The following is a 12,986-nucleotide window of genomic DNA, read 5'->3' as shown; positions in this document are numbered from 1 at the left end:
AAAAATTAATAGAAACGGTCTTTTATACGTTTTCAAGTATCACTCAGAATATATATGAAAAAAATACTCATTGCATCCGTTTTAATGATGGCTGCATGTAAAGAAGAAAAGAAAGAAACTCCGATACATCCCGAATTTCCTCCGAAGGAAGTGGTGAAGGTTGAAAATAAATCCACTGAATCTGAAGAGGCCAAAAAATGGCTTGAAACAAGTATTGAAAATTATTTTAACTCAGATCTTGGCAGTCTGGACAAAGAAATGCAGAGAATAACTACCAAAGATTATTATGAGTATAAAACCGATGCAATGAATGTGGATATGGATGTCGACAGAAGTCTTACCGAGAAAGAATTTCAAGACAAATGGAAAGGAAAATTTGATACCGGAAAAGCGGGAATAGGTTACGGATTTTTAATCACAGCACAGGATTGGGACAAAATAAAGGTCTCAACATGTCATCTAATCTCGGAAAGTAAAACGGATATGCTCTTTGACACCGTACTTTCCGATGAAAACTTAAAGGCAGAATATCCCGTTAAAATAAAAATAGCAAAAGAAAATGATTCTTTTTTAATTGCAGATGTTCTTCAGTAATAATTTAAAATACAATAGTCTAAAAAAATGTCAAAAATAGAAATAGCCTGTTTCAATCCGGAATCAGCCATGATTGCGTTTGAAAATGGAGCAGACAGAATAGAATTATGTGACGGATTAAGCGAAGGAGGAACAACTCCCGATGCTGAAACCGTAAAAGATCTCAGAGCAAAAATAAACATCCCGATTTTTGTAATGATCCGGCCTCGAGGCGGAGATTTTACCTATTCAGAAGAAGAGCTGGAACAAATGAAAAAAGATCTGATCCATTTAAAATCTTTAGATGTTGATGGTTTTGTTTTTGGTCTTCTTGATAAAAATGATGAAGTAAACCTTGAGCAGAACAAAACATTGATAGACCTTGCCAATCCACTTCCATGTACTTTCCACCGGGCCTTCGACAGAGCAAACAACCTGGAAGATTCTCTGGAAAAGGTAATTGATTGCGGTTTCAAAACCATTCTCACTTCAGGCCAGAAACCCAACGTTTCAGAAGGCAAAGAAAATCTGAAAAAACTGGTTGAACTTTCGAATGGGAGAATTGAAATCCTGATTGGAGGAGGACTTCGCTCAACGAATATACAAGAGATCAGAGAATTTACCAATGCCGGCTATTTTCACTCCTCAGCGATCACAAACGGCGGAGCTTTTGCCAGCGCAGATGAAATTATAGCTTTGAAAAAAAGTTAAATTTTAGAAGTGATAGGAACAACGTTTGTCATTCTGAACGAAGCAAAGCGGAGTGAAAGAATCTCAAGAAATAATAATAGAGATTCCTTCGTTCCTCGGAATGACAAAATAGGTGTTTAAGGCTTTTACTATAAATTTATAAATCAATTCCTTAATGAATAGATCTATCCTTTTAGCTTTCCTTTTTATTCAGAATATGATGGCAGCACAGATATCTGAGAGAAACTTGTCTTTAGAAAAATGGCAGTTCAAAAATACGCAGGAACAAAAATGGCTGCCTGCGCAGATTCCCGGGACCGTTCATCTCGATCTGATCAATAATAAAATCATTCCGGATCCATTCAAGGATGAAAATGAAAAAAAAGGACAATGGATAGAAAATGAAGAATGGGAATATAAAACCGATTTTAAGGTAACCTCAAAAGAGTTGGGGAATGATCATATAGACCTTGTTTTTAATGGCCTCGACACCTTTGCAGAAGTTTATCTGAACGGAAAACTGCTTGTGAAAACAGATAATATGTTCAGGAAATGGGAAATTCCTGCAAAAGACTTTTTGAAAGAGGGAGACAATATATTGCAGATCAAATTCAAATCTGCGGTTAAAGAAGGAAAAGAGCTGGCTAAGAAAGTACCGTTTACCATGCCGGAATCCCCCAGAAGCTTTGTGAGAAAAGCCCAGTATCAGTTCGGTTGGGATTGGGGACCAAGGTTGGTAACGGCCGGGATCTGGAAAGATGTAAAGCTACAATTTTGGAATACAGCAAAAATTAGGAATGTTCAGATACAACAGCGTGTTTTGACCGATGCTTTGGCTGAGGTTTCTTTTAATATGGAAGTCTTTTCGGATAAGGAAGGTGATTATTCGGTTAAGCTGGATCAGAACAAAGAGAATCACAGTTTTCATCTCAAAAAAGGAATTAACAGACTTTCTGTTCCCTATACAATTAAAAATCCGAGAATCTGGCAGCCTAACGGTTGGGGAAAACCTGAATTGTACAATACAGGAATCAGTTTGTATGCAGACAAAGGAGTTCAGGAAATCCAGAATACTAAAGTTTCTTTTGGGCTTCGGAATATAGAACTGGTTCAGGAAAAGGATGCTGCCGGGAAATCTTTCTATTTTAAAGTCAATGGAAAACCTTTGTATGCAAAAGGAACCAACTGGATTCCTTCAGACAGCTTTTCACCCAGAATAACGAAAGAAAAGTACCGGAAGCTGATACAGGATACCAAAGAAGCGAATATGAATATGATCCGCGTCTGGGGCGGAGGAATTTATGAAGACGATGAATTTTACAAAGCCTGCGACGAAAACGGAATTCTGGTTTGGCAGGACTTTATGTTTGCGGGAAGCTTTTATCCCGCTGACGAAGATTTTCTGAACAATGTAAAGGAAGAAGTAAAAGACCAGGTCAACAGGTTGCAGAATCATCCGTCTATTGCTTTATGGTGCGGAAATAATGAAGTGGATGAGGCGATAGTCAATTGGGGCTATCAGAAACAGTTCAAATATTCAAAAAATGATTCCCTACAGGTCTGGAAAGACTATAAAAAGCTGTTCCATGAACTTATCCCAAACACTTTAAAAGAAAGCCTTACTCCCGGAAAAAATATCTATTGGCCAAGTTCACCTTCTATCGGATGGGGGCATAAGGAAAGTCTTTCTGAAGGAGATTCCCACTATTGGGGCGTTTGGTGGGGCGAGCAGCCGTTTGAAATTTATAATGAAAAAGTAGGACGTTTCATGTCTGAATATGGTTTTCAGGGCATGCCGACTCTGGAAACAGTCAAATCAATGTTCTCAGGAACTCCGGAACTTCATAGGGAGAATCCGGTTATAAAAGCTCATGAAAAACACGCCAGAGGCTGGGATATTATTAATGAATACCTTAAAAGAGATTATACAATTCCAGCTGATCTGGTAAAGTACAATTATGCTTCTCAATTGCTTCAGGCACGGGGAATGAGAATCGCGGTTGAAGCTCACCGACGTGCAAAACCTTACAATATGGGAACCTTATACTGGCAGCTCAATGACTGTTGGCCGGTTGTTTCGTGGTCATCCATTGATTATTTAGGAAACTGGAAAGCGCTGCATTATCAGATGAGACGAAGTTTTGAGCAGCAGGTTATTTTAGCAGAAGAAAAAGAGGGAAACTTAAATCTTTATGCCATTAATGATGGAATTAAGAATTTTAATGACGTTAATGTAGAGATCAAAGCAATCAATTTTGATGGAAAAGTTGTAGAAGAAATCAAAGCCTTTTCAAAAGGAAATACATTGGAAAGCATTTTAAAATTCGATCCGGTTGAAATTAAAAATTTAATAACTGAATCTGAAAAAAATAAAACTTTTCTACAGCTTAGTTTAAAAGATAAAGAAGGAAAAACCATTGCTGTTAACCAACATTTCTTTTCCAAACCTAAAGATTTACAGCTAACAAAGCCTGATATCAGAATTAAAAAAATTGCTCCGGATGAAATTGAAGTTTCCACCAATGTATTGGCAAAAGATGTTTATCTGATAGGAGATATCCATTTCAGTGATAACTTCTTCGATCTTCTTCCCCATACTTCAAAAAAGATCAAACTTTCCAAACCCATGAAAAACATTGAAATATTGAGCCTTTGGGATATCTTACATAATTAAAATAATCATAGAATAAAACCTACAAAATCACCCCAATCTGCGAGATTGATGAAAAAACAAATCTCATTGGTTTCAAAAACCTATGAGGTTTATAAGGTTTTACGACTTTCAACTCAGCAATCCATAGCATGAAGTTTTAGAGATAAAATCTTCACAATATTCCAAATAAAAAACAAGAAGCCTTCCATGACTACGGAAGGCTTCTTTCTATATTAAAATAAGTCAGTGATGATCATCAATTACTGAACGTAGGCTACATAACTCTCATTAATAGCTCCACCGGAGGTTTTAGCAAAGAAAGTATAATCTATCCAGAAATGCCCACTGCTGCCCCAAGACGGTCCCCATGAATTCTGCACTTTGAAAGCCTGTTTGCTGTCATCATATCCGACAACACAAATGGCGTGGCCCCCATAGTTTGTACCGGAATGAGCTTTCCATATCCATCCTGTATTTCCCATATTATAGAAACTATCGTCTACGGTTACGGCAATGATGATAGGAAGATTCATGCTCAGTAGATTTTTCACGCCGGCGATATCTGTTTTATTGACAGTTCCCCAATTGGTAAATTTGTGGGTGCTGGCTGCATTTTTCTGAGCTGTATTAGGCTGTGTAGAGCATCCTGCGTCAGTGTAAGGCATTTCGCTCCAGCTGCAGACTCCCTGATTTTTTATCAGGTTAAGTCCGGACGTAACATAAGCTCCCTGAGCGCATGTTCCCACTTTGATCTGGTTGTAAACATATTCAGGGCTTCTGCTCTGGGTTACCCCTTTAAAATTAAGTTCAAGAGAACTTGCGGCGGCATAAGCTGTAGCCCATGCCACACATGAACCTTCGGATCCCTGATTACCGACGGCCGAACTTGGAATGATGTAACTGCTTGGAAGTGTGTTTTTAGCCGCAGATGAACTTTTCCCTTTGAATTTCAGCGTCAGTGCTTCCACGTCCGCTTTTTCATAAGAATTAAAGGTTTGCTCATCTACCAGCCTTGCCCCCAGCGCATATTGCTTTTGAAGGTCTTGTTGTGGAGTTTCAGCAGTGATTTCCTCATTGGAATTGCATGAGGAGAGAAAGAGCACACTTAGTGCTGCAATCATTAATTTACTTTTCATATTAAATATTTTTGTGTCCTGTAAATGTAGTAATTTATTCAATATTTTGTGATTTATTTAGTTAAAATATTAAAATTTAACATAAATATTCTGTTAAGTTTTGTGATTATTTTGAATAAAATAGCTTTAAATGCAGTATTCTTTGAATTTAATGGATCAAATTCATTCTAATTTTAATTTAAATAAAAACGGTATTTTGAGCTTAAAAATGACTTTTTTAATTCCATAAATGAAAAATCAGCCGTAACTTTGCCGATATTTCTTAAACAGTATGGTGAATTTTGTTCTGATTGCAGTATGTATTATAGCAGGAATGGTATTTAAAGCAACAAAATCTATCCATCCCGATGCCCACAAAGGCATTAATACCTGGATTCTTTACCTTGCCCTGCCCGCAGTTTCATTTAAATATCTTCCGAAAGTAAAGTGGACCGCAGAAATGCTGTTCCCCATTGCCGCGACATTCCTCATCTCGGTTTTCTGTTTCTTCTTTATGATGTTTTACAGTAAAAGCAAAGGCTATTCAAGGCGTTCAAGAAGTACACTGGAACTAACGAGCGGATACAGCAATACCTCTTTCATAGGCTTTCCTCTTATCAGTGCTTTTTATGGAGAAAGTCTTTTAAGCATCGCTATTATTTGTGATCAGACCATGTTTTTTGCCCTTTCCACCTTAGGAATTATTGCCGCAGTAAAAGGCGGAAGCAGATCCGGAAAAGTAAGTGCCGTATTTATTCTGAAAAGATTGCTTACATTTCCGCCGTTGATAGGCTGTATAGCAGCTTTGGTATTGTCGCAGTTTATTGATTTTACGGCTGCGGAACCTTTTTTTGATAAACTGGCTGCAACGGTAAGCCCGCTGGCTCTTTTCTCAGTAGGGCTTCAACTGAAATTTAACGGATGGAAAAAACTCATTCCACAGATGTCTGCATCCATGCTGTACAAACTTATTTTGGCGCCGGCTATTGTTCTGGGATTGGCTTTACTTCTCAATATAAAAGGGGATGTAGCTAAAATTACAATATTTGAAGCTGCCATGCCCACAGTGGTTACTTCAAGTATTATTGCAGAACAGTTCAGACTGAATACTAAACTCACCAATCTCATCATCGGATTCAGTATTCTTGTAGGATTTATTACTTCCGCCTTTTGGTACCAGGTCACGGAATGGCTTTTTTAAACAATACCCCGAAACTTACCTGCGAGAGCTTAAAAAAATAAGTGTGTTTTGTTTTTTACGCAAACATTTATTTTAAAACTTCTTAATTTTATTAAAGCAAAGAATAAATCAATTTCATTGATTTGACTAAGCAAATGTCTTATCCATCAAGCTTCATCGAATCAATCCAAGATTGATTCCATCTTAGCTAGCCTTATTCTATAGTCTCAAAAAATTCTTTGCGTTTAAAAAACATCATACTAAATTTAGAATAACTTTTCACAGATTGTAAAGACCGCATTGAGGTTACCACTATTTTTAAATCTGCATAATTTGCTCAATCTGCGCGAAGCTTTTACAAACATATGGGGCCAGATTTTATATATGAGACAAAAATATTCAATAGGAGCAGGCTTTAGCCTGCTTAAACTTTGAACAACAATGCAACCGGCTTTAGCCAAAATCTAAATTTCATCAAAGAATATAATGGTGCTCTTTTACCAATGTATTCACGCAAATAATCCTTCATTTTTATTTTAAGATGACTTCAGTGCATCTCCTTAAAATCACAAAATACAATCTCAATAAAATATTGCAGTTCTCTGAAGAAAAATCTAATTTTACACTTTAAAAATTTCCCTTGCAATACGCCCAAATCGTTTTACCACTTAATTTAAAAGGATCTTTCACCTATAAAGTACCCGAAGAACTGATGTCTGATATTCAGATAGGAATGCGCGTGCTTGTACCGTTTGGGGGGAAGAAGATCTATACGGGAATCGTATTTGAGCTTCATGACAATGCTCCCGAGAGTTTTGTGGCAAAAGAAGTCATCAGCATGCTGGATGATCAGCCGATACTTCCGGAGGAGCAGATCCGTTTCTGGAACTGGCTTTCAGAATATTACCTGTGCGGATTGGGAGAAATCTACCGTTTTGCATTTCCTTCCTCTTTGAAACTGGAAAGTGAAACTTATTTAAAATTAAAACCCAATGTAACAGTTGATTTTGAAAACCTGGATGTCAGTGAAATGTATCTGATTCAGGCGCTGGAAGTCCGCCAGCTGATCAACCTTACAGATATTGAAGCATTTATCCCTAAAAAAGAGATCATTAAAACAATCAACTCGCTGATTGATCTGCAGTATATTGAAATTGATGAAAAAATTGCAGAAAAATATAAAGCGAAAGAAGTTGCTTATGTAAAGATCAAAGATGAGGTTTTGAGTAACCGGAACCTTACGGATATTCTTTTAAAACTGAATAAAGCTCCGAAACAGAAGGATCTTTTCCTCGCGATTTTAGAAAAACAGACCGAGCATCCGGATATTCCCATTAAAAAATCAGAGCTGTTTGAGGATGGATATTTTGGAAGTTCACATTTTAAACCTCTTGCGGATAAGGATCTTGTGGAAGAATATTACATGCAGAAAGACAGGATTGAAAGCTATGAAGGTGAAATTGAAGAGATTGAAGAGCTTTCCGATCAGCAGAAAGAAGCTAAGATTGAAATTGATGAGGCTTTTGAAGAAGGAAAAAATGTACTGCTTCACGGAGTTACTTCCTCAGGAAAAACCCACATTTATTTAGAGAAAATCGAAGAATGCATTCAGGAGGGCAGAAATGTTCTTTTCCTGCTTCCTGAAATTTCACTGACGAAGCAGATTACCCAAAGACTCGAGAAAAAGTATGGCAGGCAGCTTGGTTTTTACCATCAGAAACTCACGGATTTTGAGCGGGTTGAAGTGTGGAGGAGAATCAGACAAAATGATATCAGAATTCTCATCGGAACACGCAATGCGCTATTTCTGCCTTATCAGAATCTGGGGCTTATTGTGGTGGATGAAGAACATGATTCCGCTTACAGACCAAGAGAAGCATCACCTAATTTCAGTGCAAAAGATGCCTCATTGGTGTTGGGGAATTTCTACGAAGCCGGAGTCATCTTGGGATCGGCAACGCCATCTGTAGAAAGTTATTATAATGCCAGAAAAGATAAAATAAAATATATTTTTCTGAACGAAAGATTCGGGAATGTAAACCTTCCGGAGTATGAACTTATTAATTTTAAAGAAGCTCAGGAATCCAAAAAAGTTTCCGGGAATTTTTCTTTGCATCTGATTGATGAGATCAAAAAAACACTGGATGAAAAGAAACAGGCTATTGTGCTTCACAACCGTCGGGGTTATGCCAACGTTATAGAATGCGAAACCTGTGGCTATGTGAATTACTGCTCCAATTGCGATGTGGTAATGACCTACCACAAGGCAGCCAATGAAATGAAATGTCACTACTGCGGCCAGAGAGCTTCCAAGCCGAGAGCCTGCCCGAAATGTCAGTCAGAGAACCTGAACGAAAGAGGAGTGGGAGTAGAACAAATTCACGAAGAAGTATCCAAACTATTTCCGGATAGTGAAGTGGACAGAATGGACGTAGATTCCATGCGTAAAAAATTTGCGTACGAAAAACTTTACGAGAAAATAGAGGACGGGGAAACGGATATCATTGTGGGAACGCAGATGATTTCCAAAGGCCTTGATTTCGATCATATCGAGCTGGTGACCATTCCGAAAGCAGATTCGCTGCTGTATGTTCAGGATTTCAGAGCCGAAGAAAGAGCTTACCAGTTGATTACACAGGTATCCGGAAGAGCAGGAAGAGTTTCCGGAAAAGGAAAAATTTTAATCCAGACCTATAATCCGGAGCATTCTGTTTTTCAGCTGATCAAGATGAACAATCCGGCAAAAATTTATAAATATATTCTTACCGAACGTCAAAAATTTCACTATCCGCCGTTTACGAAACTCATTATGATCGAGCTGAAACACCGGAAAGAAGATAAAGTGAACAGGGCGTCTCAGTTTCTGGGCTCCATTTTACGAAAATATCTTCCTGAAGAATGTGTTTTGGGACCGGAAAGAGCACAGATTGCGAGGCTTAATAATTTATATCAGTTTCAGATTATGCTCAAACTTCCACGCGGGAAAAAGTATGAGGAGTTTAAAAAAATGGTTTTGCTAAGTTTGAATGAATTTGATGAAATCACTGCTTATCAAAGTATTAAAAAAGACGTTTTTGTTGATTTTTAACAATTTTTAACAAATTTTACAGTCTTTTATAAGATCTCTGTGATCCTTTTTCTGACAATAATTTCTACTTTTGGTCGTTGATTAAGTGTTTGGCTCTTTAATTGGATGATTTAACTTATCATTTTTTATAGCGTCAAACTATAGAAACAAAAAAAGATACATGGTAAATTACAGAAAATATATTTCAAGCGTAGCGGTATTGGCTTCTGGGTTTTTCCTTGCTCAATCTACCGTTTCTACAGTTCTTTACTCTCAGGCTTACGATAATCAAAGAAGTACTTTGAATCTGCCTTCTCCCATTACTTCAGTAGCGGAGAAAACGATTTTATCGGCCAAAGAGCTCGTAGATATTAATGTAAACACAATGATGACGGATCCTGTGCTGAAAAATGCAAGCTGGGGATTCGTAGTGTACGATCCGAAAACGAAGAAGGTGATCTCTTCGTACAACGAAAATACTCCTTTAGTTCCGGCTTCCACTACAAAACTTTTAACCACGGAAACAGCGTTAAATATTTTAGGGGAAAACTACCGTTGGATGACGCAGCTGGAATATTCAGGGACTATTGATGAAAATGGAATTTTAAACGGAAATTTATATCTTGTAGGCAGCGGAGATCCGTCTCTGGGAACCAATAAAGCCGGAGCATGGTCTTACAGGGATATTATTTCAGATTTTATGAGCGGACTTTCCCGTGAAGGAATCAAAAAGGTAAATGGTGATATTATCATTCAGACAGCGCTTTTCAAAGGCAATATTGCAGTGCTTCCGGAAAATGTTGTATGGCTTGAAAACAATAATTACTACTTACCTGTTGGAACTACCCGCGAAATCAATCCGGCCAATGAAAAACTGATCGTGAAAAAATCAGGTTTTGCTTCCGATAAAAAATATTTCTACGTTTCTCCTTATGTAAAACAAATGGTATACGCAGAAAAGTATGATGGTGACGGCAGTTTAACAACAAAACTTCCTGATGCTCCTGCTTATCTGGCCAATACCTTAAGAACAACTTTGGTGAAAAGCGGAATTGGAGTAAGCGGAAAAGTAACTCCGAAAATGACGGATGCAGCGCCGGAAAGCAGAAAACTGGTTGCAGCCTACAAATCTCCGACATTAGGTGATATTGTATTCTACACCAATCAGCACAGCGACAATTCTTTAGCTGAGGCTTTACTCAAAACAGTCGGTTTCCAGAAAATGGGAGACCAGACTTCAGAATCAGGAAGAATGGTAGTAACGAATCACCTGAAGGACGAAAGCTTTGATATGATCGGTTTAAATTATATGGATGGAAGCGGACTTTCCAGAAGTAATAACGTAACCCCGATTTCCCAGGTGAAGTTTTTAACTTCCTTAATGGATGAAAAATACTACAAAACCTATTTCACTTCACTTCCGGTAGGCGGACAGTCGGGAACACTTAAAAGAATGTTCATCGGCACCGGAAACGGACAGGTTTTTGCTAAAACAGGAACTTTAAATAAAGTAAAAACCTTAGCAGGATACCTTAAAACGAATTCAGGGAAGACGCTCGTGTTTTCTTTAATGGTTAATAATTATTCAGGATCTGTAGATATGGTCAAGAAAAGAATGGAAAAGATTCTTGAACCGGCTCTGGATCTTTAAAAAATAGAGTCTAGTACTTTAAAAACCTTTTAGCATTTGTTAAAAGGTTTTTTTTATTAAAAAATATCAACCAAACAAGAATATTATGTGTAAAAAAATTATTTTTCTGTTGACTGCATTGACCAGTCAGCTCGCCTTATCACAAACGGACAATCTGCACAGGGAACAAATGAAAGCTAAAGAAATGAAATCTTTTGCCGGTAAGATGGGGGCGGGAAACATCAACCCCAATACCCTGAATTACGATTTGCAGTACCAGCGGATGGAACTCACCTTAAATCCGGAAGTTAATCAGATTTCAGGATCTGTAACTTCTCATTTTAAACCCAGTCAAAGTATCAGCAGCATTTATTTTGATTTTAAGAGCAGTCTGAATGTCTCTCAGGTGCAGTATCACGGAACCGATCTTACATTTCAGCAGCTTCCCTCAAGAGAAATAAAGATAGATTTCCCTGCACTGCTTCAACAGGATATTGTGGATTCTTTAACGATCCGCTATTCCGGAAGCCCCAACAGCTTCTCTTTTTCTACAGGTAATCAGAGTGGCAGCCCAACACTTTACACCTTCAATCAGCCTTATGGAGCGCAGGACTGGTTTCCTACCAAACAAAGCCTGAATGATAAAATTGACAGGATGGATTTTAAAATTACAACTCCATCACAATACAGCGTGGCAGCCAATGGAAAATTAATGTCCGAAACCAATCTCGCCAATGGGCAGAAACTTACATTCTGGAGAACCATGTATCCTACTGCAGCGTATTTGGTGGCACTTTCCATCGCGAATTTTACAAAATATACCGATACCATAGGAAATCCTCCGTTCCCTTTTGTCAATTATGTTTATACAGCAACGGCGGGTAATACTTCGAGTTTGTCTGATATAGAATGGACGAAGCAGATTATGACCACTTTTGAAAATTATTTTGGTCCATATCCTTTCCGCAACGAGAAATATGGTCATATGGAATTCGGGTTTAACTGGGCCGGGCTTGAACATCAAACCATTTCATCTATGGGAGCATGGGATAAAAGCCTTATTGCTCACGAACTGGCTCATCAGTGGTTTGGAGATAAAGTGACCTGCGGGACCTGGAATGACATCTGGCTTAATGAAGGATTTGCCACTTTCGGGGAACATCTGGCCAATGAAAAGCTGCTGATGAACAACGCTCAGTTTATATCTTATATGAACGGACAGAAAAATATAGCTACAGCGAGCCCGGGCGGAAGTGTGTATGTCTCAGATGCTAATCTTGGTAATGTAAGTGTTATTTTTGACTCAAGACTTTCTTATACAAAAGCAGGATATCTTGTATGGATGATGAAATGGATTTTGGGTGATGATGTTTTTTATCAGGCATTAAAAGACTATCATGCAAGACCGAACCTGGCCTATAATTATGCTGCAACCTCTGATTTGAAAGCCTCCTTCTTACAGTCTACCGGGAAAGATTTTACAGAATTTTTTAACGACTGGCTGTATGGACAGGGACAGCCTACTTATACCATAAAGTGGAAACAGGCCGGAAATCAGATTCAGTTTAAGGTTGCACAGTCGCAAAGCCATTCTTCCGTAAGCTTTTTTGAGATGCCGTTGCCTGTTAAAGTCAATGGAACCGGAGGCCAGACTGCTTATTTCGCATTGAATAACACTTTTAATAATCAGGAATTTACGGAGGCTGTTACTTTTCCTGTTGCCAGCGTGGAATTTAATTACGAGCGCCAGATTCTGGAAAGAAATTCTACCGTAGCTCAGGACAATACCTTAAAAGTATCTTCGGTGGAAAAAGAGAAAGATATCTTCACTTTGTATCCCAATCCTGTTAAAAATGAACTGTACCTTAAAGGAATTGAAGAAACGGCTCCTTATTCCATTCACTCTGCAGACGGAATGTTATTGAAAAAAGGAGTGTATCAGCCGGGTAAAGCTATTGTAATTGCAGATTTGCTCTCGGGAACTTATATTTTTACAGTAAAAGAACAAAGCCTGAAATTCATTAAGCACTAAAAATAATGATGAATACCGGATATCTGATCTTGAAAAATCAGATGTC

General features: G+C 38.1%; 8 protein-coding genes. 7 read left to right on the top strand and 1 reads right to left on the bottom strand.

Features of this window, described 5'->3' with window-relative positions; all coding sequences use genetic code 11:
* The first annotated feature begins 54 nt into the window (after positions 1-54).
* The 3 genes from ACM46_RS17045 (at position 55) to ACM46_RS17035 (ending at position 3,937) form a co-directional block, all read left to right on the top strand.
* The gene (locus ACM46_RS17045; RefSeq protein WP_048507903.1) at positions 55-594 is read left to right on the top strand and encodes a hypothetical protein; all 540 of its coding nucleotides are present in this window, start codon (positions 55-57) and stop codon (positions 592-594) included.
* A gap of 27 nt (positions 595-621) precedes the next feature.
* Positions 622-1,284 carry a copper homeostasis protein CutC gene (locus tag ACM46_RS17040; RefSeq protein ID WP_048507902.1) on the top strand — a complete coding sequence of 221 codons (663 nt, stop codon included), beginning with the start codon at positions 622-624 and terminating at the stop codon, positions 1,282-1,284.
* 154 nt (positions 1,285-1,438) lie between these two features.
* A complete protein-coding gene (locus tag ACM46_RS17035) occupies positions 1,439-3,937 on the top strand; it encodes a beta-mannosidase (RefSeq protein ID WP_048507901.1) in 2,499 nt (832 codons plus the stop codon).
* 239 nt (positions 3,938-4,176) lie between these two features.
* Here ACM46_RS17035 and ACM46_RS17030 read toward each other — a convergent pair whose 3' ends face one another.
* On the bottom strand, positions 4,177-5,052 hold the full coding sequence (locus ACM46_RS17030) for a C1 family peptidase (RefSeq protein ID WP_048507900.1): 876 nt from the start codon (positions 5,050-5,052) through the stop codon (positions 4,177-4,179).
* 271 nt (positions 5,053-5,323) lie between these two features.
* Here ACM46_RS17030 and ACM46_RS17025 point away from each other — a divergent pair, with 271 nt between their 5' ends.
* The 4 genes from ACM46_RS17025 (at position 5,324) to ACM46_RS17010 (ending at position 12,940) form a co-directional block, all read left to right on the top strand.
* Positions 5,324-6,232 carry an AEC family transporter gene (locus tag ACM46_RS17025; protein WP_048507899.1) on the top strand — a complete coding sequence of 303 codons (909 nt, stop codon included), beginning with the start codon at positions 5,324-5,326 and terminating at the stop codon, positions 6,230-6,232.
* A 619-nt stretch (positions 6,233-6,851) separates the two neighbouring features.
* Positions 6,852-9,299, top strand: coding sequence for a replication restart helicase PriA (gene priA / locus ACM46_RS17020; RefSeq protein ID WP_048507898.1), 2,448 nt, complete (start codon positions 6,852-6,854; stop codon positions 9,297-9,299).
* A gap of 160 nt (positions 9,300-9,459) precedes the next feature.
* Positions 9,460-10,929 (top strand): D-alanyl-D-alanine carboxypeptidase/D-alanyl-D-alanine endopeptidase, encoded by a 1,470-nt coding sequence (gene dacB / locus ACM46_RS17015; RefSeq protein WP_048507897.1) that lies wholly within the window; start codon positions 9,460-9,462, stop codon positions 10,927-10,929.
* Between the two features lie 85 nt (positions 10,930-11,014).
* Positions 11,015-12,940 carry a M1 family metallopeptidase gene (locus ACM46_RS17010; protein WP_048507896.1) on the top strand — a complete coding sequence of 642 codons (1,926 nt, stop codon included), beginning with the start codon at positions 11,015-11,017 and terminating at the stop codon, positions 12,938-12,940.
* Positions 12,941-12,986: the final 46 nt, after the last annotated feature.

This window comes from Chryseobacterium angstadtii, assembly GCF_001045465.1.
Lineage (GTDB): Bacteria > Bacteroidota > Bacteroidia > Flavobacteriales > Weeksellaceae > Chryseobacterium > Chryseobacterium angstadtii.
This window is presented reverse-complemented; position numbering and strand designations above follow the sequence as displayed.

Bases quoted from the DNA above. Each gene is read 5' to 3' on its own strand.
- ACM46_RS17010 (WP_048507896.1), top strand. From the start codon at position 11,015: ATGTGTAAAAAAATTATTTTTCTGTTGACTGCATTGACCAGTCAGCTC.
- ACM46_RS17035 (WP_048507901.1), top strand. From the start codon at position 1,439: ATGAATAGATCTATCCTTTTAGCTTTCCTTTTTATTCAGAATATGATG.
- ACM46_RS17040 (WP_048507902.1), top strand. From the start codon at position 622: ATGTCAAAAATAGAAATAGCCTGTTTCAATCCGGAATCAGCCATGATT.
- dacB (WP_048507897.1), top strand. From the start codon at position 9,460: ATGGTAAATTACAGAAAATATATTTCAAGCGTAGCGGTATTGGCTTCT.
- ACM46_RS17025 (WP_048507899.1), top strand. From the start codon at position 5,324: ATGGTGAATTTTGTTCTGATTGCAGTATGTATTATAGCAGGAATGGTA.
- ACM46_RS17045 (WP_048507903.1), top strand. From the start codon at position 55: ATGAAAAAAATACTCATTGCATCCGTTTTAATGATGGCTGCATGTAAA.
- ACM46_RS17030 (WP_048507900.1), bottom strand. From the start codon at position 5,052: ATGAAAAGTAAATTAATGATTGCAGCACTAAGTGTGCTCTTTCTCTCC.